This is a genomic window from Streptomyces sioyaensis (assembly GCF_004122735.1).
GTDB classification, from domain to species: domain Bacteria; phylum Actinomycetota; class Actinomycetes; order Streptomycetales; family Streptomycetaceae; genus Streptomyces; species Streptomyces sioyaensis.
The window spans coordinates 36847-58337 of the sequence record NZ_SDIF01000028.1; the positions used below are offsets into that span (position 1 = coordinate 36847).

The window sequence follows — 21491 nt, forward strand, 5'->3', positions numbered from 1 at the left end:
CGTGTGACAGCGCCGCACGATGGACCGCCTATGCTCCGCGCATGATCGATCCCCGGCTCCAGACCCTTCGTGTCCTGCACGAACTGGGCACCGTCACCGCGACCGCCGAGGCCCTGCATCTGACCCCGTCGACGGTCTCCCAGCAGCTGCGTCAGCTGTCGGCCGGGCTCGGGCTCGGACTCCTGGAGCCGGCGGGCCGCAAGGTGCGCCTGACGCCGGCGGCGTTGGCGCTGGTCGAGCACGCCGATGCGCTGTTCGTGCGCTGGGAGGAGGCCCGCGCGGATCTCGCGGGGTACGCGGACGGGGTCGCGGGGCGGTTGCGGATCACGGGGGTGGCGACGGCGATCACGGCGGTGATCGCGCCGGCGGCCGCGCGGCTGCGTGACGAACTGCCACGGCTCGCGGTGGAGATCGGTGAGGATCCGGACGAGAACCGCTTCGAGCTGCTGCTGTCCGGCCGGGCGGACCTCGCCGTGGTCATTCCGGCGCCGGACGGCCCTGCGCCGAACGATGCGCGCTTCGTCCAGCTGCCGGTGCTGGAGGAGCCGCAGGACCTGCTGGTGCCGGCCGGGCACCGGTTCGCCCCGTGTGCGCGGCAGGGGGTGGCGCTGGCAGAAGCAGGCACGGAGAGCTGGATCCGCGCCGGTGACCCGGCCGATCAGCATCAACTGCTGCTGTCCGCCTGCGCCAGGGCGGGCTTCACCCCCCCGAGTGCGCCACCACGCGCTGGACTGGTACGCGGTCGCGGCCCTGATCGCGCACGGCTTCGGGATCGCTCTGGTGCCGCGGCTGGCGCCGGTGCCGGAGCAGTACCCGGTCGTGCGGGTGCCGCTGCGCGGGGAGCCGCTCCCCGTAAGGCGGTTCGTGGCGGCCGTCCGGCGCGGACGTGAACAACAGCCCCCGATCGCCCGCGCTCTGGCGGCGCTGCGCGCGGCCGCGGACGACCGGGAGGTGAAGCGGGTGTGAGCGCGGACGGGGCGGGCGTCAGCCCTGCAGGGCCTGCCAGAACTCGTCGAAGGACATCGTGCCGTCGTGGTCGCTGTCCTTGGCCTTGATGACGGCCTCGGCCATCGGGCCGGTGACGTACGGGTCGCCCATCTCGGCCATCGCGTGCTTGAACTCGTCCGGTGTGACCTGGCCGTCGCCGTCCGCGTCGAACCGGTCGAACGCCGCCCGGGCCTGCTCGATGTCTGCCATGAGAGGGTGCCCCCTTCGTGATGCTGCGCAGTGCTGCGCGGTGCTGTTGCCTGGTGATCTGACCTGCGTACATTAGCCGACCGTCACAAGGCGTCCGGCCGCGCCCTCTGCCGGGCCAGATAGGGCGCGGTACGGCTGCCCGGCGCGGCCGCCACCTCGGCCGGCGTTCCCGTGGCCACGATCCGGCCGCCCTCCGCGCCGCCGCCGGGACCGAGGTCGATGACGTGGTCGGCGCCGGCGACCACCCCCATGTCGTGCTCGACGACCACGACGGTGTGCCCGGCGTCGACCAGGCCGTGCAGCTGGCGCAGCAGCACCTCGGTGTCGGCCGGGTGCAGTCCGGTGGTGGGCTCGTCGAGCAGGTAGAGGGTGTGGCCACGGCGGGTCCGCTGGAGTTCGGAGGCGAGCTTGATGCGCTGGGCCTCGCCGCCGGACAGCTCCGTCGCGGGCTGGCCGAGCCGCAGGTAGCCCAGGCCCACGTCCTGGAGGGTGCGCAGGCTGCGGGCGGCCGCGGGGACGTCGGCCAGGAAGCCGGCGGCGTCGTCCACGGTCATCTCCAGGACGTCGGCGATGGTGCGGTCGCGGTAGGTGATCTGGAGGGTCTCGGGCTGGTAGCGGGCGCCGTGGCAGGTGGTGCAGGGCGCGTAGGTGCCGGGCAGGAAGAGCAGTTCGACGGCGACGAAGCCCTCGCCCTGGCAGGTGCCGCAGCGGCCGGCGGCGACGTTGAAGGAGAACCGGCCGGCGGTGTAGCCGCGGGCGCGGGCCTCGTCGGTGGCGGCGAAGACCTTGCGGACCGCGTCGAACAGCCCGGTGTAGGTGGCGAGGTTGGAACGCGGCGTCCGGCCGATCGGCTTCTGGTCGACGCGCACCAGCCGGTCGATCGCCTCCAGGCCCTCGGCGCCGGTGAGTTCCGCGCGAACCACCGTGCCGGCGCCGGCGGCCTCGGTGTCGTCCCCGCCGGCCGCGGTCTGCCGGTCCTCTCCGGTGCCGAGATGGTCGCGTACGGCGTCCGCGAGGACGCGGGTGACCAGCGTCGACTTGCCCGAACCGGAGACGCCGGTGACGGCGGTGAAGACGCCGAGCGGGAAGGTGGCGTCCAGACCGCGCAGATTGTGCAGGGTGATGCCGCGCAGCGCCAGTGCGCCCGCGGGGCGGCGCACCGTGCGCGCGGGGGGCGGTTCGGTGGCGAAGAGGAACCGGCGGGTGGCGGACGCGGCGGCGTGGGCGAGCCCGGCGACGGGGCCGCTGTGCAGCACCTGTCCGCCGTGTTCCCCGGCGCGCGGCCCGACGTCCACGATCCAGTCGGCGTGGCGCACGACCGCCATGTCGTGCTCGACGACGAACAGGGAGTTGCCCGCTTCCTTGAGCCGGCCCAGCACCGTGAGCAGTGACTCGGTGTCGGCGGGGTGCAGTCCGGCGGAGGGTTCGTCCAGGACGTAGACCACGCCGAAGAGGCCCGAGCGCAGCTGGGTGGCCAGCCGCAGCCGCTGGAGTTCACCGGCGGACAGGGTGGGGGCGGGCCGGTCCATGCTGAGGTAGCCCAGGCCGAGTTCGGTGAGCACCTCGATCCGGGCCACCAGGTCGCGGGCCAGGGTCGGGGCCACCTCGTCGTCCGCCCGCCCGGCGGTGGGCCGCAGCAGTGCGGCCAGCGCGCTCAGCGGCCGCCCGGCGAGGGTGGCGATGTCGTGCCCCTCGAAGGTCACAGCCAGGGACTCGGGGCGCAGCCGCCGCCCGTGGCACACCGGGCAGGGCTCGGCGACCATGAATCCCTGGACGCGCCCGCGCAGCGTCTCGCTCTTGGAGTCGGCGAAGGTGTGCAGCACATAGCGCCGGGCGCTCATGTACTGGCCCTTGTAGGGGCGTTGGATCCGGCCGACGTCGCGGACCGGGTGCACGGTGACGACGGGCTGTTCGTCGGTGAACAGGATCCAGTCGCGGTCCGCCTGCGGCAGCTCCCGCCAGGGCCGCTCGATGTCGTACCCGAGCGCGGCGAGGATGTCGCGGAGGTTCTTGCCCTGCCAGGCGCCCGGCCAGGCGGCGATGGCACCCTCACGGACGGAGAGCGACGGGTCGGGGACCAGGGACTCCTCGGTGACGCGGTGGACGGTGCCCAGGCCGTGGCACTCCGGGCAGGCGCCGGCCGCGGTGTTGGGCGAGAAGGCGTCGGAGTCGAGCCGTGGTGCGCCCCGCGGGTAGTCGCCGGCGCGGGAGAAGAGCATGCGCAGGGTGTTGGACAGGGTGGTGACGGTGCCGACCGAGGAGCGGGAGGTGGGCGCGGAGCGCCGCTGTTCCAGCGCGACGGCGGGCGGCAGTCCGGTGATGTCCTCGACCTTGGGCGCGCCGACCTGGTGGATCAGCCGCCGGGCGTAGGGGGCCACCGACTCGAAGTAGCGGCGCTGCGCCTCGGCGTAGAGGGTCCCGAAGGCGAGGGAGGACTTGCCCGATCCGGACACCCCGGTGAACGCGACCAGCGCGTCCCTCGGGATGTCCACATCGACGCTGCGGAGGTTGTGCTCGCGGGCGCCGCGCACCCGTACGTACGAGTCGGTCATCCCTCCATGATCGGGCACCGTCAGGGCGTGTCCCGGCCGGACGCGAGGGCGGCGCGGACCCGTTCGCGGGCCTCGTCCCAGGCGAGCGGTGTGGCGACGACCGCACGCAGGGCGCGGAGCAGGCGGGGCGGGAGTCCGACGGCGAGCACGCCGACGGCGCTGCCGTCCCGGCCGTAGAGCGCGACGGCCCGTCGCCGCGCCCGGTCCAGGACGGTGGTCTCGACCCGGTCGGCGCCCGCGGTGAGACCGTAGGCCTGGATCTTGAGGTCGTACTGGTCGGACCAGAAGTACGGCACGGGGGCGAACGGGCGGCGTTCCTGCGCCGGGGTGGCGTCCCCGGCCGCGGCGGCGGGGGCCTCGGCGGCGAGTTCGGCCAGGAGGTTGCGGGCGGCGGCCATGCCCTGTTCGGTGGCGTTCATCCGGTGCTCGAAGCGCAGCGGACGGCCGTGCTGCGGATGGTCCCAGCGCGCCACGTCACCTGCCGCGTAGATGCCGGGGGCGGCGGCGCAGTACGCGTCGCAGCGCAGCCCGTCGGTGGTGTCCAGCGCCGGGTCGGCCAGCCACTCGACGGCGGGCCGGGAGCCGATCGCCAGCAGCACGAGGTCGGCGGGCAGCAGGGTCCCTCCCCCTCCCCCGGCGGCTACGCCCTCACTGCCGGGGGGACCTCCACTGGCTACGCCCTCACTGGCGGGGGTACTCCCATTGGCCAGGCGGACGGCGGTGACCTGCCCGCGGCCCGTTCCCGCCGGCCCCGCGGGGGCCGTCTCGAACCCGTCCACCTCCCCGGTGCGCAGCTGGACGCCGCGGGCGCGGTGCTCCTCGGCGAGCAACGCGCCGACCTCCGCGCCGACGGCCTCGGCCATCGGTGTCTCCGCGATGCCCACGAGGGTGACCTCGTGTCCCAACTCCCTTGTCACCGCGGCTGCTTCACACCCCAGTACGCCGTTTCCGACGATCACCACGCGCCGCCCGCCTCCCCCGGCGGCTACGCCCCCACTGCCGGGGGCACCCCCATTGGCCAGCAGGCCGCGCAGGGTCAGCGCGTCGTCCAGGGTGCGCAGGGTGTGCACACCGGCGATGCCCTCGGCACCGGGCAGCGAACGGGCCGCGACACCGGTCGCAATGATCACGCCGGCACAGCCGAGCGTCTCCCCCTCTCGATCTCGCTCGTGCGGAGGGACCCCCACGCCGCCGTCGAGGGTGAGGGTGCGGGTCGCCACATCGAGGCCGGTGGCCCGGGTGCCGAGCCGCAGGTCCAGGTCGAGCGGGGCGAGCTGGTCCGCGGTCCGCAGCAGCAGCTTCTCCGGCTCCCAGGCGCCGTGCAGCAGCTGCTTGGACAACGGCGGCCGGTCGTACGGGAGGTGGGGTTCGTCGCCGATGAGGGTGAGCGGGCCGCGCCAGCCGAAGCGCCGCAGCGCCTCGGCCGCGGCGAGCCCGGCCGCCGAGGCGCCGACGACGGCGATCGGCCGGGCGGTCATGCGCGGCCCTCGGCCACGGCGACGGGGCAGCCGACGGCCGCGCGGCCCATGTCGGCATCAACGGTTATCTTCATGACGGAAGGCTCCATAGCGCTGTCGGGGTGTGCGGGGCCGGGCGGACCGGTCCACCACCACGATCACCCGCCGGCGGGGCCGGTGTCACCAGGTCTTTTCCCACTCATCCGGTGCCGGGCCACTTCCCGCTCTTCCGGATCCACGTCATGTCCCGCTCATCGGCGCCAGGTCATTTCCCCCTCATCCCGCACCAGGTCATCTCCCACCCTTCCCGCACCAGGTCATTTCCCGCTCATCCGGGTCCGGGTCAGCTCCCACTCCTCAGCCCGTCGGCCGCCGCGCCGCGGCTCAGCACGGCCTTGGCGATCTTCTTGCGGGCCTGGCCATGGCCGCTGGTCCGGGCGAGATTGCGCACCCGCACCCGTGCCCCCTGCTCGGCGAGCTGCGGGACGTACTCCGCCCTGACGACTCGCCATCGCCCGCCGGCCCGGTGCGGCGGGGCGAACCGGAAGCGGGCGATGCTGCTCAGGGTGCCGCGCGGCCTCTTCGGTGCGCCGGTGATCTGGTCACCGAGGCCGTAGACGACCCAGGTGCCATGGACCTTCTCGTACGGCTGCGGGGTGTGCGCCCGGGTGCCGACGATCAGGTCGATGTCGGGCCGCCCGTGGGTCGTCGAGGCGGTGAGCGCACGGGCGAGCGCGAGCTGCCGGCCGTCGGGGGCCGTTCGGTGCGCCGCGCCCCAGTACGGGCTGACGACCACGACGTCGGCGCCGGCCCGGCGGGCCGCCCGGGCATCGCCGATGATCCGTCTCTCGTCGAGCGGTTCGACCGCCCAGGGCGCGGACGCCGGTCGGCGGGCGCCCCCGGCACCGTCGGTGTACGACAGCTGAGCCACCCGTGCGCCGCCGGGGACCCGCAACAGCGCCGGGCTGCCGCGCTCGGCCGCGTCGCGCGCCGAGCCGGCATGCCGCAGCCCGACGGTGTCCAGCGCCTCCAGGGTGCGCCGCACGCCCGGGACGCCGTGATCGAGGGCATGGCGGGAGGCGGTGGCGCAGGAGTCGTAGCCGGTCGCCTTCAGGGCGGTGGCGATCTGCGGTGGCGCCTGGAGGACGGGGTACCCGGCGAAGGGGCCGCTCAGCGGTCCCAGCGGCGCGCCCAGCTGACACAGCGCCAGGTCGGCGGAGGAGATGACCGGCCGCACGCCCCTGAGCATCGGCCGGTAGTCGTAGCCGTCGTACGCGGCGTCGCTCCGTGCCGTGGTGAGGACCTCGGGCTGGGAGGGGAGGACCGCTCCCGCGGCGACCAGCGTGAAGGGCCGCCGGCCGGCGAGGACAGGGGCGCCGGCATGGGCGCGCGGCGAGGGTTCCGGGGTGGGCCGCGGCGCCGGCCGCGGGACGGAGTGCGGGACGGGGGGCGGGCCTGCGCACCCCGCGGCCAGCGCGACAAGGGCGGCAACGGCGGCAGACCGGGTGTACGCGCTCATGCTCGACACATATCAGCAGATTTATGGCGGAAAATGGTCCCGTCCCCCTGAGCCCGGCGCTCTCCCCCATACGGACCCACGGTTCCCACGACTCCCACGGCTCCCACGGCTCCCACGGCCGGGCCTCCCACCGTGGCGGCCGCCGCGGAGCGGCTCCGGGCATCGCTCGCGTGACCCGACGGGGAGCTGCCCGCGGCCCCCTCCGCGGCGGTCCACCGAGCCGTACGGCCTGCCGCTGCCGGAACCTCCCCCTGCCTTACGCGATGCTCACCCGGCCGTGGCAGCGCCGAAGAAGGCCGCCGCCAGCGGACGGTGGACCAGGCCGAGCGAGCGGTACAGGTCCAGGGCGGCCCGGTTCGCATCGGCCACCATCAGCGCCACCGTGCCGTAGCGGGCCAACGCGTCCTCGACCGCGACCTTGCACACCGCACGCCCCAGCCCCCGCCCTCGGGCAGCGGCGGCGGTCGCCACACCCGCCAGACAGCCGAGGTCCGGCGCGCACCAGGCGTGTGCGGCGACGCTGACCAGCGGCCCGCCGGCGGCAGTCCGGCCGTCGTCCGCGCGGGACGCCCGCTCCCGTACGCCGAACCACCGCTGGACGCCGGGTCGGGACGGATGGGCGTAGGAGTCGGGGAAAGCGGCATCGAGCAGTGCGGCGATCTCGTCGCCGTCGGCAGCGGTCAGCCGACCGGGCGCCGGAGCACCTGCCTCGTCCGGACCGGTTCCCGCCGAGCCGCCCGCCTCATCCAGCCCCGTCCATGCCGAACCGCCCGCCTCATCCGGACCGGTCGCCCCCGAGCCGCCCGCCTCATCCGGACCGGTCGCCCCCGAGCCGCCCGCCTCATCCGGACCGGTTGGCGCCAGGCCGTCAGAGCGCCCCCGTGAGCGCTCCATCCAGCCGAAATTCGCGGCCAGTTGCAGCTGCCACGGCAGCGCGGCGTGCACCGCGTGGATCAGCTCCCGGCCGCCGATCGGCCGGTAGCTGCGGCCCACCGCCCGCAGTACGTCACGGACCAGCGGCGCGGCGGTCCGGGGCTCGCCGTGCACGGCGAGCCGGTCGTGGCCCGAGAGCGCCGGGGAGGCCACCGCCACCGCCGAACCGTCCGGCGCCGCGAAGGCACGGATCCCCCGCCCCGCGGGCAGGCCCTGGGCGGCCCAGCGGATCAGCGCGTCCCCTCCGCAGAGCCCGGCCACTTCGGCCGCGTCGAAGATCTCCCGCATGGGGCGAGAGCTTACGACCGCCCGGCGCACGGGCGTCGCTCGGGCCCCGGCCCCGCCCCGGTCCTCAGGCGACCTCGATGCCGTACTAGGCGACCTCGATGCCGTACTCCTGCACCAGCGCCTCCAGGCCTCCGGAGAAGCCCTTGCCGCCGATCACGAAGTCCCAGTCACCGCCCGCCCGTTGTCGGAACGAGCCGAGTACCAGGGCGGTCTCCCCGGGCCGCCCGTCCGAGACCTCCAGTTGCCCCAGCTCCTCCCCCGAGGCGTCCAGCAGACGTATCTGTGCATCGGTGAAACCGGAGAGATCGGCGTCGGGGTTGACCTGGGGGTCGATCGCGGCGACCAGGACCAGCCGGTCGGCGTCCGCCGGCAGCCCCTCGAACCGCACCTGCATCGCGGCCCGGTCGGGGGCGAAGCCGGGCAGCATCCGCACCGAACCATCGGGATTGCGCGGGTTGTTGTAGAAGACGAACTGGTCGTCGCTGAGGACACTGCTCCCCTTGCACACCAGGGCACAGACATCGAGGGCGACCTCTCCGGCCCAGTTCATGCCGAGGATGTTGTGGTCCGCTGGCTCCTCGGCGGAGTCGGGGCCGGCCGGGGCGGCCGCGCCCAGCCGGCCGCGCAGCCCGTACCGCCCGAGCAGGTCGACGAGTTCAGGGCCGGCGATGAGGCCGAGCGGTTTGCCGTTGGCGAAGGTGTGGGCGCCGGGACCGAACCGGGAGGTCGTCACCAGCACGCCCTTGTTGGCGCCCGCCGACTGGACGGTGCCGTAGAGATCTCGGACGGCGGTGGGCGGGACGGTGTGGCGGTAGCGCTTGACCTGCACCACGATCTTGCCGCCGCGGACCGGGTCAGGATCCAGCGCGTCCACATCGACCCCGCCGTCGCCGGACCGCTGGGTGGTCACGGCCTGCATGCCCATGGCCCGGAACAGCTCGGCGATCAGATTCTCGAAGGCGATCGGGTCCATCTCGTACAGATCGGGCTCGCCGTCCGTGCCGTGCGTGACGACCGCTTCGCCGCCGCCGACATCGCTGGGCAGCCGTCCAGGGCGCACCGCGGTCCGCTGGTCGGGGCGGGCGGAGAGCTGGCCGCGCAGCCCCTCGGTCAGGCACTCCACCGCACTGACCTGTTCGAGGTGGAGCAGGTCGAAGGCGCTGCGGGGCGCCATGACGGTCGCCAGATACAGCTGGGCCGGGCGGCCGGTCGCCGGGTCCACGTCGTCCACGAAGCCGTTCAGCGCCACCGAGTCCAGCGTCCCGTAGGTGTCGGCGGCGAAGAGGTCACGCAGCACCAGCAGCACGCTCTGGGCCAGCACATCGCGGTAGAGCGCCCGGCACTGCGCGGCCGGCCGGGCGGTCTCCTTCTCCTGGTCGGCGCTGGGCATGTACCGGACGGACCTGGTCGGCGGAACGATGTCGTAGCCGGGGAGTTCCCAGTCCAGGACGAGTTGGCGGGCGCTCGGGTCGTAAGCCGCGGCGACCTGCCGGGGAAAGCCCTCCGGCCAGGCCGTGGAGGAGTACAGCGCGGCCGAGAAGTACTCGACGGCCGCATCCGCGTCGCCGCCGCGCAGGCCGGTGAGGAGTTCCTCGATGCCGGAGTTGTGCGCCCGGATTTCTTGCAGCGCCCCGGCCGCCCACTGGTCGTACTGCCGGCGGTAGGCGGTGAGTTGGGCCTGCCGCCGGCTCTCCGCGGCCTGTGCGGCGTACCAGTCCTGTTCGTAGCGGGCGCGGGCCTCTTCCTGGGCGCGGTCGCGGCGGGCGCCGAGCTGCCAGCCGCCGGTGGGTGTCCGATAGCGGGCCGGGTCGGGCATCGGCACCGGGGCGGCGAGGGCGCCGGGCGCGAACTCCTCGACATGCTCGGGGCGCAGCAGCGCGGCGGCGGTGAAGGCGGGGGCGCGGCAGCCGTCGGTGAGCAGGCCGGAGAGCGCGGCGACCCGGCTCTCCAGTTCCTCGGTGCGGCGGCGGGCGTCGGCCTCGCGCTGCTGACGGTAGGCCGTCTGTCGCTCGCGGTGCATCCGCGCCATGGCGCGCTCGGCGTCCCGTGCCTGCCGCTCCTGGTCGCGCTGCTGCTGAGCCCGCGCGCGGCGCTGGGCTTCCTGCTGGCGCTGCTGCTGACGCTGCGCCTCGGCCCAGACAGCCATTAATCCATGGGAACGGCGGCTCATGCTGGTCTTCGTCCTCCCCCCGGGGCAGCTGCCCCCGGAACTCTTTGGAAGCGGCTTCACCTGCGCTGTTGATACGACTTTAGCGGGGGAGCAAGAAGCCGGTCACGGCTTGTGGACAACATTCGGCGCACGGTGCACGGCGCGCGCCGGCCGCCGTCGCGGCCGGCGCGCACCCGGGGTCATTCGGCCGCCGCGGCCCGCAGTTTCGCCGCCGTCCGAGCCGGGTCGTAGCCGTCCGGCACGCCCGGCACCAACACCACATCGCCCTCGATGTGCTTGGTGCGCAACGGCAGGATCTCTCGATAGGCGGGCGATGCGTACCAGCCCCGGGCCTGCGCCATGTCCGGGAAGGCGAGGACGACGACGGTTCCGGGCCAGCTGCCTTCCTGGACCTCCACCTCCTCGCCGTGGACGAGGAAGCGGCCGCCGAAGGGGTCCAGCGTCGCCTGGATCTTCTCGATGTACTCGAAGATCTCCGGGTGCGGGTCGGTGGGGCGCAGGTGGGCGATGGCGTATGCGGTCATGGTGTGGTGTGGCCTTTCCCGTGGGCGGATGGTCGTCAAGGTCCACGCTTCCATGGGCCGCCTCACGGGTCGATGGCCTCCTGGGTCATCTGCGGCCGCACGGGCCGATCGCCTCCGGGGTCATAGCGGCCGCACGGGCCTGTGACCTCCGGGGGCAGCACCACAGGGGGTCGTGGCCGGGCCCCGGGCAGTGTGCACGGCGGCCAGGGCGGTGACGGTGCTCTGCGTCCACGACAGCATGGCCCGCTCCCGGTCCTCCGGGTCGTCGCAGGCCGGGCGGCCGAAGGCGCCGCAGGGGCTCTGCTGGGCGAGGAGAAACCCGACGGCGTCGCGGGTGAGCCGGTGCGTCGCCGCTCCGCTGCGGGCCAAGTCGCGGACGATGCCGGCGACCTGCCCCAGGTGATAGTCCTTCCAGGCCGCGGGCAGGTCCCCGGCGGCCGGCTCCGGGGCCGCGGGCGGCGCCGCAGCCCCGCCGGTCAGCGCGGCGGCCCGCCGAGGGGACAACAGCCCGAGCCCGGCGAGGCGCTGGACACTGGGCACCGCTTGGGGCGGGACGGTGTCCAGGAGTTCGACGGCGGCCGCGGTGGACTTCAGGAATCTGTCGAGCGAGACGCAGGTGATGCCGTGCGCCCGCAGCCCGGACACGAATGCGCCGACGACCTCCATCCCGTGCGCCTGCCACACGGCGGCGTCCGCGTCCGCGAGGCGTTCGGCGAAGTCGAGGAGCAGCGGCCGGGTGAGCTCGGGCTCGCCCAGGGCCTCCGCCGCATGGGCGGCAGCCGCGGCGGCCGGCAGCCACCTCGCGGGATCGTGGCGCCGGACCGTACCGGCCAGCCACTGCACCGCCCGCCGCAGTGGTTGCCGCAGCTCCTGGCGGCACTCCGGAGCGGCGGGCCGAGCCGTCCGCAGCACCTCCGGGCTGCGGTCCAGGAGCGCAGCCAAGGCGGCGACGATGGTGGTGTGGTAGCCGGTGGCCCAATGCCGGTAGGCGTCGTCGCCGTCGGTGAGCCCCGGGTGGACCACGCCCTGCGGGCCGTTCACCCGCCCCTCGTCCTCCTGCACCGAAAGGAGGAACTCCCATGCCCTGCCGGCCTCTTCGGAGTCCCGCACCCCCAAACACAGCAGACAACACAGGAGCTCCCCCACCAGGTCGGCATTGCCCTGGCTCCGGGTGAGGACGAGGAGCGCCTCCAGCAGTTCCACCGCCGCGCCCGGATCGAAGCTCCGCGGCCCGTGTGGCCGCCGCAGACCGAAGTCCGTGGCGTAGAAGATCGTGTGGGTGAGGGCGTAGATGTCGCGGTCGGCGAGCTTGATGACATTGGGGTTCTGGCGCAGCAGGGTGAACGGCAGAACGTCGGCCATGGACGGCAGGGTGTGCGGGATGCCGCACAGCTCCAGGGTGTGCAGCAGGTCGAGTTGCCGGTAGGGGATCCGCTCGAAGGCCGCCGCATAGCCGCCCTCCGCGGCCTGCTGGATGACGCTCCGGAACTCCGGGTCCTCCCGTCCGCAGAGACGGAGTGCCGCATAGGTGCCCGCGTACAGCAGAAGCGCGGCCTCGTCCCGGGCGATCAGCTCGCGGTAGGAGGGCCGGGCCGCGATGTCCTCGATCGTGTCGAGGAGGGCCGCATAGTCGTCCTCCAGGGGTGCCGGGTCGAGACGCGCCCGCAGCCCCACGAGGAACGCCGTTTCGAGGAGGGCCTTACGGGCGAACAGCACCCGGTCCGGGGCCGCGTGGGCGGGGTCGATGAGATCGCGGCGCGCAGCGAGCCAGGCGACTGCCCGTGACTCCACCGCGCGCCTCTGTGCCGATCCGTCACCGGGCTGCGTCGTGTCCATCGAATGCCTCCCGGCGATCGGTGATGTCAATGCCTCAGTTGCCCGCGGTGGCGTCGTCGCAGTCCGCGACCTGGTTGGCTACCACCAGGACGTAGCGCTCCCAGGCGAGCACATAGCCGGCCACGTCATCGAGTTGGCTGACCTGATCGACGACGCGCTCCAGCGGGACGCTGAGGTCGACGAGTCCGCTGGTCCTCAGGAAATCGAGGGCCTTACGGGCATCGACCGGAGGGGGAGGACAGGACATGGCTTGCTCCTTTTGGGTGGTTCGGACAGATATCGCGAGTATCACGGTGAATGACTGCGCCGTCACCGTATGAGCCCGATGTGGATGCGCGGACGGATCCATCGGGCCTGTTCGGAGCCGCACAGGCCCGCGCCAAACCACCCCAACGGGCGAGTAATCGGATGGCAGTTCGTGGGTAATGGGCTCCGCTTGGCCTCGCAGGCCGCTCGTCGGAGTTGACGCGTGAGCCCCCACCACCCGTGTCTCGCCGAGGAGTTCACGGTGGGGCCGAACCGGACCCCCTCCCCCGTCGGGCGTTGCCCGGGCGCCCTTGTGGCATTAACCTTGCGCGGGTGACTACCGGGTCGGCCATGTGCCACGAGCGAGTGAGGTTCCCGGTCACCACGTGACCGCCAGGCGGGCGCCCAGAGGCCCGCCCCTCCCCTCCTCCGCAGTTCGCGCGTTCCGCGCTTATCACCTGTAGACGAACTCCGTCTGCGGGCCCTGCCGTTCGCCAAACGAGTACGCACTCCGCAGGCCTACGCGCATCGCGTACATGCGCTTTCTGATTCCCCCCATCTTTCCCTCCCCCTTTCCCTCCCTCTCTCTTTCCCACACACCTATCTCACGGTCGAACTGGCGTCGTTCTACGGCTCATTCACCGTGCACTGCGTCGCGCCTGTTTCCAGAGGCAATTCGTCACGCCGACGCACCCTTGGCGATTCACCACAACAATTCGCCATACCGCCATACCGATCCGCCGTGCCCTACAGGAGATTCTCTACCCCTCCCCGGGGCGCGGCACCCTATCCACCCACCCCTGTCCAACCCATGGCCCCTTTCCACACCCCTTCCGGGGACCCATTCCGCGCTCACCAATACCCACTGGAGAAAACACCGACCATGACGAACGATTTCAACCGGCGGATCATCGAAGAGTTCCGTGCCCACGGCGGACGGGTCGGTGGGCCCTTCGAGGGCGGCCGCCTGCTGTTGCTGACCACTACCGGTGCCCGGTCCGGCGCCCCGCACACCACCCCGCTCGGCTATCTTCCCGACGGCGGCGGACGCGTCCTGGTCATCGCCTCGGCCGCCGGGGCGCCCCGGCACCCGGCCTGGTTCCACAACCTGGTGGCCAACCCCCGTGTCACGGTCGAGGCCGGCGTCTTCACCTACGAAGCGCGGGCTGTCGTCCTGGAGGGGGCCGAACGCGACCGTGCCTTCGCCCGCGCGGCCGAGGCCGATCCCGGATGGTCCGCCTATCAGGCCCGGACCGAGCGGGTGCTCCCCGTGGTGGCCCTGCAGGAAATCCCCGCGGGGCCGCCGAATATCGCCGCTGCGTCGCCAGGTGCCGCGCTCAAGGCCGTGCACGACGGATTCCGGCGGGAACTCGACCTGATCCGCAAGGAAATCGCCGCATCGGGTCCCGGCCTCGGCGCCCAGCTCCGGATGAATTGCCTGACGCTCTGCCAGGGGCTGCACAATCACCACACCGGCGAGGACGCCGGAATGTTTCCGATGCTCGGCCGGCACCATCCCGAGCTCGCGCCGGCCCTGGAACGGATGCGGCAGGAACACGAGAAACTCGCCCTGCTTCTCCATGAATTGCAGGGGGTCATCTCCGCGAAGGACGCGGATCCGCAGCGGGCGCTCGCCGAGGTCGAGCGGCTGACCGGGGAGGTGGAGAACCATCTGGCGTACGAGGAGGAGCAGTTGATACCCGTCCTTGATGGGCCGTCCTGCTGAGACCGGGCTCCGCCGGGCGGCTCACGGCGGTCAGATCGCGCCGTCGTGGCCCGCCCAGTACGGATCCCGCAGTTGCCGCTTGAAGAGTTTTCCCGACTCGTCGCGCGGCAGCCGCTCCTCGAAGACCACGGCCCGGGGCACCTTGTACCCGGCGAGGCGCGCGGCGACATGCGCGCGTACCTCCTCGGCGCTGAGCACCACACCGGGTTCGGTCTGCAGATGCGCGGCGAGGGTTTCGCCGAACTCCTCGTCGGGGATGCCGAAGACCGCCGCGTCACAGACCCCGTCGAGGGCCAGCAGGCAGCCCTCGATCTCGGCGGGGTAGATGTTGACGCCGCCGGAGATGACCATGTCGTGGCGGCGGTCGCTGAGGTAGAGATAGCCGTCCGCGTCGAGCTGGCCGATGTCGCCGATGGTGACGTACCCGGGCAGGCCCGGCGCTTCCATGGCGGCGCGCCGGTCCGGGTCGCCGAGGTAGGTGAACCGGGGCCAGTCGTCGCCCGGTTTGAGGTAGATGTCGCCGGTGGCGCCGGCCGGCAGCGGCGTTCCGTCGGGGCCGAGGACCGCGACGGCGCAGGTGCCGGTGGCCCGTCCGACGGTGCCGGGATGGGCCAGCCACTCCGCGCTGTCGCACCATGTCACGGCGCCGGTCTCGCTGCCGCCGTAGTACTCCCGAAGGACCGGTCCCAGCCAGTCGATCATGGCGTGTTTGACATGGGGCGGGCAGGGCGCCGCGGCGTGGACGACGGAGGTGAGCGAGGACAGGTCGTAGCGCTCGCGGACGTCCTTGGGCAGTCGCAGCAGCCGGACGAACATCGTGGGGACGACCTGCACCTGCTCGATGCGGTGGCGGGCGATCAGCCGCAGGAACTCCTCGGCGTCGAACCGCGGCATCAGGGTGATGTCCAGCCCGGCCGCGAGGGCGAGGACGGCATGCTGACTGGGCGAGGCGTGGTAGAGCGGGGCGGGGATGAGCGTGCGGCCGCCGGGAGCGACGGCGAAGTACTCCAGGAACCGCTGCACCGCTTCGTCGAGCCGGTCCTGGGCGACCGGTTCGCGCAGCACCCCCTTGGGGCGTCCGGTGGTTCCGGAGCTGTAGATGACGGTGGGCGGGTGCTCCCCGGCGGTCCGTTCGAGCGGTGGATGGCCGGCCAGCCAGGGGTCGAGCAGTGGATGGTCCCCGGTGGGGGCGGGTGCCTCGAACCCGCAGGCGGCCGCGACGCCGGCAGGGACGGCGGCCTCGACGATCCGTACGCCCTCGGGGAGCACCGCTCGCACGCCGGCCAGCAGGTCGGTGTGCACGAAGACGACCTTGCTGCCGCTGTCGCTGAGCACATGGCTCAGTTCGTGCTGCCGGAAGTGCCAGTTCACGGGCACCGCCGAAACGCCGAGCAGGGCGGCAGCAGCGGTGATCTCCAGGTGGGCGGGCTCGTTGCGCATCACGACGGCGATCCGGTCGCCGGGCTCCACGCCCGCTTCCCGCAGGCCGGTGGCGATCCGCGCCGCACGGTCGAGGAAGGCCGGATAGTCGCGTTCGTGGCCGGCACAGCGGATGGCCGGGGTGCCGGCGGCGGACGGGACGACGGCTTCCATGGTGCCTCCAGTGAGTGCGACCTGGCCGCTCATTGAACCGTCACGTCCCGTAGTCCGCCAGGGTGTTGAGCGCGGGCCGACGGCCCAAACGCCGACTTCCGGTCAGCTCTGCGGCCACCGGCCCCGCTTGTCCCGGCCACTCACACCACCCTTCCCCTGAGATCCGAGGTCTCACGGCACTTCCCCGAACAACTCCCCCAACTCCCGCCCTTTTCCTGCAAGATGCTCCGATGTTTGTCGCGTACGAGGTCTTCCGGTCGGGTGCCGGGGCCTGCACCATGCGGGTGGCACAGGAGGCACGTACGTGACCAACTGACCCGAGGAGCGAGCGATGCACAGCCGCACCAGACCGTTCCGGCTGCTGGGAATCGCGGGGGTGCTGGGCGCCCTGCTGCTGCCCGCCGGCGGCCCCGTGGCCGCGGCGCAGCCCCCGCCCCGGCCCGCCGCCGGCCCCGGCACCAACCACGCGACCGACGACCCCTTCACCGCACCGCGCACCGCGTGGTGGCGGCAGGGCCGCTTCGGACTGTTCCTCCACTTCGGCGCGTACTCGAACCTGGAGGGCGAATACACCCGGCCCGACGGCACGGTGTGCCGCAACGCGGAGTGGATCAAGCGGGAGTGCCGGATCCCCGACGAGGCGTACGAGCGGCAGGCCGCCACCTTCGACCCGTCCGCCTTCGACGCCGAGGCGATCGTGCGGGCAGCGAAGGATGCCGGGCAGCGCTATATCGTCATCACGGCCAAGCACCACGACGGCTATGCGATGTGGCCGACGAAGCAGAACACCTGGAATCTGCGGGACCACTCCGCCTTCGACCCGCACCGCGACCTCCTCGCCGAGTTGAAGAAGGCCGCCGACGCCGCCGGGCTCAAACTGGGCTTCTACTACTCGATCTGGGACTGGCACGACCCGGACTTCGCCGCTCCCGAGACCTTCCCGCGCTACAAAAAACGGATGTACGGCCAGCTCAAGGAGCTGATCGACAACTACGACCCGGCGCTGCTGTGGTTCGACGGCGAGTGGGACACGGACAACCCCGCCAACCACTGGTCACGCCGGGACGGTGCGGATCTCCAGGCGTATCTGCACGCCCTGAACCCTCGCCTGATCGTCAACAACCGCGTCGGCAAACGCGAGCTGGTCGACGGTGACTTCGGCACGCCGGAGCAGGAGATCCCCGCGGAGCCGGTCGACGGGCAGCTGTGGGAGAGCTGTATGACGCTCAACGACCACTGGGGCTTCGCCAGGTACGACAGCAATTGGAAGTCTCCGGCCACCGTGGTGCGCAATCTGCTGGAGGTGGCGAGCCGCGGCGGCAACTACCTGCTCAACGTGGGCCCGGACCGGCTCGGGCGGCTCCCGCAGCCGGCCGTCGACCGGCTGCGCGCGACCGGCCGGTGGCTGGACGCGCACGGCCAGGGCGCCGCGGTCCACGGCGCCGGGCACACCGGGCTGGTGGCGGCCCCGTCCTGGGGCGCGGTCTCCCGCCGCGGCAACGAGCTGTACGCCTCCGTCACCTCCTGGCCGGCCGCCGGCTCCGCTCTCCACCTCGCCGCCAGGAGCCCGTTCGCGATCACCGCGGCCCGGGTGCTGGGCAGTTCGCAGCAGGTGAAGGTCACCCCGGCCGGGGACGGCTTCGACCTCACCCCGTCCGGCCCCTCCCCCGATCCGCTCGCGAGCGTCATCCGGCTCACGATCCGGCCGCCGGCCGCCGCGCCCGCCGGCACCGGCACCGGACTGACGGCGCAGAGCTGGGCGAACGACTCCTTCACCGGTCCGCCCGCGGTGACCACCGTCGACCCGACGGTGAACAAGTCCTACCGCTTCGACGGCTCACCGGACCCGACGATCCCCGCCGATCACTTCAGCAACCGCTGGACCGGCAGCATCCAGCCGCGCTTCGACGAGACCTACACCTTCACCACGGTCTCCGACGACACGGTGCGGTTGTGGATCGACGGCACCTTGGTGATCGACAACCGCACCCCGCACGGCCCGAAGGCCGACAAGGGAACGGTCACGCTGCAGGCCGGACACCGGCACCGCATCCGGATCGACCACACGGAACAGACCGGCGAGGCCTATCTGAAGCTCCTGTGGTCCAGCCCCAGCCAGTCCCAGCAGATCGTGCCGCAGCGTCAGCTGTACGCCGACTGACCGCGACCGTACCGGGGCGTACGGGCCGATCACGACGGGCGCCGGGCGACGGCGACGAACGCTCCGGCCGGTGGGCGGAACCCCCGCGCCCCCGGTTGGGCCGTTCGGGTCAAGGCGGCCGAGCGGTGGCGGGCCCCCCACTGGTAAGGGACGGCGTACCGCTCCCGGCGGTGGACGGGCACGACGACGGCCGGTGCCGCGCAAGCTCGGGCGCCGGCCCCGACCCCCGAAGGAACGGGCCCGGGGGTCGGGGCCGGCGCAAGGATCAGCCGGTCAGTCGATGCCGCGGAAGATATTGGGCTCGGCGGGGTCGTCCTCGCAGCCGGCCAGACGGACCGGGGCACAGCGATCCCAGGCTTCCAGGTTGCGGACTTCCTTGATCCGGCCTGGCCGCTCGCCCTGCTTCAAACGGGGCTGCTTGTGTTGAGCCTTGCGCAAAGCCACCACGCACTCCTTCATCGAGGTATTGGTCTGACGCGGTGGCGCCGTATTCACAAACCGGGAGGTCAGCCAAGGTTTGTGGCGTTCCCGCGACGGGCCAATGGTGTTGGCGTCTCCCAGAAAGGTCGTCCGTCGACCCTCAGAGTAACTACGCCGCACGCGGCGCGCTCGACGTTTTCCAGCGAGAGGGGAATGCGTGAGCAAGGCGGAAAAACCACCCCCCATAAGCGGCGGGAAAACCGGCGGAATTTGTGATGCACATCACTCACCCGAACGGCCCTCACCGCACTCACCGCAACGGCTCTCGGGTTGCTGCATACGCCCCGATCCCTACGCTGGAGAGTGAGCGGGGGATACCGTCCGCCGAGGCCGCGCGCCGTGCCGCAGAGCGCGCGGCTCAGTGCTACCCATGGGCGGGTGGCATGGTTCTCGGATTCCGGTTACTGGCTCGGGCGGCTCGTCTTCCAGCGGATGCTGGCCGCGCTCTATCTGGTCGCGTTCCTCGCGGCGGTGCGCCAGTTCCGCGCGCTCATCGGTTCACGCGGCCTGTTGCCGGTGCCCGATTTTGTGGCGCGGGTGCCGTTCCGTGCGGCGCCCTCGGTCTTCCACTGGCACTACTCGGACCGCTTCTTCGCCCTCTGGTCGTGGTGCGGGGTCGCGCTGTCCGCGGCCGTGGTGGCGGGGGCCGCGGACGCCGTCCCGCTGTGGGCGGCGATGCTGATGTGGGCCGCACTGTGGGGGCTGTACCTGTCCATCGTGAACGTCGGGCAGACCTGGTACGGCTTCGGCTGGGAGTCGCTGCTGCTGGAGGCGGGCTCGCTGGCGGTGTTCCTCGGCAACGACGACACCGCTCCCCCGGTGCTGATCATGTGGCTGCTGCGCTGGGTGCTGTTCCGGGTGGAGTTCGGGGCCGGGCTGATCAAGATGCGCGGCGACAGCTGCTGGCGGGATCTGACCTGCCTGTACTACCACCACGAAACCCAGCCGATGCCCGGCCCGCTGAGCTGGTTCTTCCATCATCTGCCGCGGCCCCTCCACCGGGTCGAGACGGCCGCCAACCACGTCGCCCAACTCGCCGTTCCGGTCCTGCTGTTCACTCCGCAGCCGATTGCCGGCTGGGCCGCGGCCGCGATGGTCGTCACCCAGCTGTGGCTGGTGCTGTCCGGCAACTTCGCCTGGCTGAACTGGGTGACCATCGCGCTCGCCATGTCGGCCGCCGCCCCGCTGTGGGGCCGGCCGTCCGCGCCGCTCGCCGCGCCCCCCGTGTGGTTCGAGGTGCTGGTCCTGCTCGCCACCGCCGGTGTTCTCGTGCTCAGCTACCGGCCGGCGCGCAATCTCCTGACCCGGCAGCAGATGATGAACACGTCCTACGAGTCGCTGCATCTGGTCAATTCGTACGGCGCCTTCGGCACGATCACCCGGGTGCGCCGGGAGATCGTGGTGGAGGGGACGGCGGACGCGGTGACCGGGCCACAGACCACCTGGCGTGCGTATGAGTTCCACGGCAAGCCGGGCGACGTGCGGCGGCTGCCCCGCCAGTTCGCGCCGTACCACCTGCGGCTGGACTGGCTGATGTGGTTCGCCGCGCTGTCGCCCGCCTATGCGCGGGCGTGGTTCGTGCCGTTCGTGGCGCGGCTGCTGGAGAACGACCGGGACACCCTGCGGCTGCTGCGCACCAATCCGTTCCCCGATCTGCCGCCGGCCCGGATCAGGGCCCGGGTCTTCCGCTACCGCTTCACGACGTGGCGGGAACTGCGGGAGACCGGAGCGTGGTGGCACCGGACCGAGGAGCGGGAGTTCCTGGCGCCGGTCGGGCGGTCAGCTCTGCACGGAAGGCGATGACCATCTCGCGGGCGTGACGCAGCCCGATCCTCGTGAAGTCCCGCTCCAGCGTGTCGAGTTCGGCCAGCGACTCGTCCCGGTCGCGGCCCAGGCGGGCGCGGGACTTGACCAGGCCGAGGCGGGAGAGGGCCACCCCGCGCGGCTCCTGCATCTCGCTGAACTCCCGCAGCGCGAGGGAGTAGGTCTCGCGGGCGGACACGTACTGTCCGGCGCGGAAGAAGACGTTGGCGCGCATCTTGTGGTTGTAGGCGAGCGCGCTGGCCAGATCCATGGTGCGGCAGATGGCCTCCGCCTCGGACAGCAGCGTCAGCGCCCGTTCCGTCTCACCCTGGACGGACAGGACATCGGCGACGCCGCGCAGCGACCAGGCGCGCCCGCGGGCGTCATCGGCGTCGGCGGCTATGCGGGCGGACTCCTCGAAGAGCTCCAGGGCCTTGTCGTAGTCGCCGGTGTTGCGGTGCATCTGGGCGATGCCCGACATCGCCCAGACCGTGTGGCGGGCCTCGCCGTGCTGTTGGGCCTGTGCGAGCAGTTCCTCATGGAGTTCGGCCACCGCCGCGTAGTCGCCCTGAATACGGCCGGTCTCGGCCAGGCCGGCGAGTGCATAGCCGTGGGCGAGACGGTCGCCGCTGCCCTCGGCCAGGGCGACGGCATGGGCGAGCAGCCGGCGGGCGAGCGGCAGGGTGCCGCACTGCCGGGCCAGGGTGCCGCCGCTCCACAGCGCCCAGGCCATGGCGCCGGGGTCATCGGCGGTGCGGGCGCTGCGGTAGCTCTCCCGCCAGGCGTGGCCCGCCTCGCTCACCCGGCCGAGCCGCCGGTTGGCCTCGGCGACCGCGAGCGCGGCCCGGGCCCGCTCCAGTGCGGTGCCCGCGTCGGCCTGTACACGACTCGCCGTGGCCAGCACCTCCTCGTAGGAGGAGTTCACGCCCAGGGCTGCGCCCAACTCGCCCTGATATTCCGGGGCGAATGCCTTGCCGTACATATATCCGTGGCCTCCCGATCATTT

General features: G+C 72.5%; 16 protein-coding genes and 1 pseudogene. 5 read left to right on the top strand and 12 right to left on the bottom strand.

Annotation, left to right across the window (positions count from 1 at the left end):
• Nucleotides 1-41: 41 nt before the first annotated feature.
• Both EST54_RS35875 and EST54_RS35880 read left to right on the top strand, forming a co-directional pair.
• Nucleotides 42-641, top strand: a pseudogene (locus EST54_RS35875) (LysR family transcriptional regulator); the annotation flags it as partial.
• A gap of 70 nt (nucleotides 642-711) precedes the next feature.
• Complete coding sequence (locus EST54_RS35880) at nucleotides 712-966, top strand: LysR substrate-binding domain-containing protein (RefSeq protein ID WP_275543267.1); 255 nt, start codon at nucleotides 712-714, stop codon at nucleotides 964-966.
• Nucleotides 967-984: 18 nt separating this feature from the next.
• On the opposite strand, the gene EST54_RS12910 is transcribed toward EST54_RS35880, so the two are convergent.
• The 9 genes from EST54_RS12910 to EST54_RS12950 form a co-directional block, all read right to left on the bottom strand.
• Nucleotides 985-1197, bottom strand: coding sequence for an EF-hand domain-containing protein (locus tag EST54_RS12910; protein ID WP_129247741.1), 213 nt, complete (start codon nucleotides 1195-1197; stop codon nucleotides 985-987).
• Between the two features lie 83 nt (nucleotides 1198-1280).
• Complete coding sequence (locus tag EST54_RS12915; protein ID WP_129247742.1) at nucleotides 1281-3749, bottom strand: excinuclease ABC subunit UvrA; 2469 nt, start codon at nucleotides 3747-3749, stop codon at nucleotides 1281-1283.
• A gap of 20 nt (nucleotides 3750-3769) precedes the next feature.
• A complete protein-coding gene (locus EST54_RS12920) occupies nucleotides 3770-5227 on the bottom strand; it encodes an NAD(P)/FAD-dependent oxidoreductase (protein ID WP_129247743.1) in 1458 nt (485 codons plus the stop codon).
• Nucleotides 5228-5549: 322 nt separating this feature from the next.
• Complete coding sequence (locus tag EST54_RS12925; protein ID WP_129247744.1) at nucleotides 5550-6725, bottom strand: CapA family protein; 1176 nt, start codon at nucleotides 6723-6725, stop codon at nucleotides 5550-5552.
• A gap of 267 nt (nucleotides 6726-6992) precedes the next feature.
• Entirely contained in the window at nucleotides 6993-7946 is a 954-nt protein-coding gene (locus EST54_RS12930; RefSeq protein WP_129247745.1) for a GNAT family N-acetyltransferase, read from the bottom strand.
• Nucleotides 7947-8031: 85 nt separating this feature from the next.
• Entirely contained in the window at nucleotides 8032-10116 is a 2085-nt protein-coding gene (locus EST54_RS12935) for a restriction endonuclease (RefSeq protein ID WP_129247746.1), read from the bottom strand.
• 179 nt (nucleotides 10117-10295) lie between these two features.
• On the bottom strand, nucleotides 10296-10640 hold the full coding sequence (locus tag EST54_RS12940; protein WP_129247747.1) for a DUF1330 domain-containing protein: 345 nt from the start codon (nucleotides 10638-10640) through the stop codon (nucleotides 10296-10298).
• 120 nt (nucleotides 10641-10760) lie between these two features.
• A complete protein-coding gene (locus tag EST54_RS12945) occupies nucleotides 10761-12476 on the bottom strand; it encodes a DUF6895 family protein (RefSeq protein WP_129247748.1) in 1716 nt (571 codons plus the stop codon).
• Nucleotides 12477-12510: 34 nt separating this feature from the next.
• Nucleotides 12511-12723 carry a hypothetical protein gene (locus EST54_RS12950; RefSeq protein ID WP_129247749.1) on the bottom strand — a complete coding sequence of 71 codons (213 nt, stop codon included), beginning with the start codon at nucleotides 12721-12723 and terminating at the stop codon, nucleotides 12511-12513.
• 882 nt (nucleotides 12724-13605) lie between these two features.
• On the opposite strand from EST54_RS12950, the gene EST54_RS12955 reads away from it, so the two are divergent.
• Nucleotides 13606-14448 carry a nitroreductase/quinone reductase family protein gene (locus EST54_RS12955; RefSeq protein WP_129247750.1) on the top strand — a complete coding sequence of 281 codons (843 nt, stop codon included), beginning with the start codon at nucleotides 13606-13608 and terminating at the stop codon, nucleotides 14446-14448.
• 30 nt (nucleotides 14449-14478) lie between these two features.
• Here EST54_RS12955 and EST54_RS12960 read toward each other — a convergent pair whose 3' ends face one another.
• Complete coding sequence (locus tag EST54_RS12960; protein WP_129247751.1) at nucleotides 14479-16041, bottom strand: AMP-binding protein; 1563 nt, start codon at nucleotides 16039-16041, stop codon at nucleotides 14479-14481.
• Between the two features lie 331 nt (nucleotides 16042-16372).
• Between EST54_RS12960 and EST54_RS12965 the strand changes: the two genes are divergently transcribed.
• On the top strand, nucleotides 16373-18202 hold the full coding sequence (locus EST54_RS12965) for an alpha-L-fucosidase (RefSeq protein WP_129247752.1): 1830 nt from the start codon (nucleotides 16373-16375) through the stop codon (nucleotides 18200-18202).
• Between the two features lie 273 nt (nucleotides 18203-18475).
• Here the strand turns inward: EST54_RS12965 and EST54_RS34425 are convergent, their stop codons facing one another.
• The gene (locus tag EST54_RS34425; RefSeq protein WP_154073961.1) at nucleotides 18476-18646 is read right to left on the bottom strand and encodes a hypothetical protein; all 171 of its coding nucleotides are present in this window, start codon (nucleotides 18644-18646) and stop codon (nucleotides 18476-18478) included.
• A gap of 414 nt (nucleotides 18647-19060) precedes the next feature.
• Here EST54_RS34425 and EST54_RS12970 point away from each other — a divergent pair, with 414 nt between their 5' ends.
• A complete protein-coding gene (locus EST54_RS12970; protein WP_129247753.1) occupies nucleotides 19061-20485 on the top strand; it encodes a lipase maturation factor family protein in 1425 nt (474 codons plus the stop codon).
• Here the strand turns inward: EST54_RS12970 and EST54_RS12975 are convergent.
• Nucleotides 20379-21467: a tetratricopeptide repeat protein gene (locus EST54_RS12975; RefSeq protein WP_129247754.1), complete on the bottom strand. Its 1089-nt coding sequence runs from the start codon at nucleotides 21465-21467 to the stop codon at nucleotides 20379-20381. The two genes, EST54_RS12970 and EST54_RS12975, sit on opposite strands and share 107 nt — an antisense overlap.
• Nucleotides 21468-21491: the final 24 nt, after the last annotated feature.

Coding starts and splice junctions, on each gene's coding strand:
- EST54_RS12910 (WP_129247741.1), bottom strand. CDS start 1,197: ATGGCAGACATCGAGCAGGCCCGGGCGGCGTTCGACCGGTTCGACGCG.
- EST54_RS12915 (WP_129247742.1), bottom strand. CDS start 3,749: ATGACCGACTCGTACGTACGGGTGCGCGGCGCCCGCGAGCACAACCTC.
- EST54_RS12920 (WP_129247743.1), bottom strand. CDS start 5,227: ATGACCGCCCGGCCGATCGCCGTCGTCGGCGCCTCGGCGGCCGGGCTC.
- EST54_RS12925 (WP_129247744.1), bottom strand. CDS start 6,725: ATGAGCGCGTACACCCGGTCTGCCGCCGTTGCCGCCCTTGTCGCGCTG.
- EST54_RS12930 (WP_129247745.1), bottom strand. CDS start 7,946: ATGCGGGAGATCTTCGACGCGGCCGAAGTGGCCGGGCTCTGCGGAGGG.
- EST54_RS12935 (WP_129247746.1), bottom strand. CDS start 10,116: ATGAGCCGCCGTTCCCATGGATTAATGGCTGTCTGGGCCGAGGCGCAG.
- EST54_RS12940 (WP_129247747.1), bottom strand. CDS start 10,640: ATGACCGCATACGCCATCGCCCACCTGCGCCCCACCGACCCGCACCCG.
- EST54_RS12945 (WP_129247748.1), bottom strand. CDS start 12,476: ATGGACACGACGCAGCCCGGTGACGGATCGGCACAGAGGCGCGCGGTG.
- EST54_RS12950 (WP_129247749.1), bottom strand. CDS start 12,723: ATGTCCTGTCCTCCCCCTCCGGTCGATGCCCGTAAGGCCCTCGATTTC.
- EST54_RS12955 (WP_129247750.1), top strand. CDS start 13,606: ATGACGAACGATTTCAACCGGCGGATCATCGAAGAGTTCCGTGCCCAC.
- EST54_RS12960 (WP_129247751.1), bottom strand. CDS start 16,041: ATGGAAGCCGTCGTCCCGTCCGCCGCCGGCACCCCGGCCATCCGCTGT.
- EST54_RS12965 (WP_129247752.1), top strand. CDS start 16,373: ATGCACAGCCGCACCAGACCGTTCCGGCTGCTGGGAATCGCGGGGGTG.
- EST54_RS12975 (WP_129247754.1), bottom strand. CDS start 21,467: ATGTACGGCAAGGCATTCGCCCCGGAATATCAGGGCGAGTTGGGCGCA.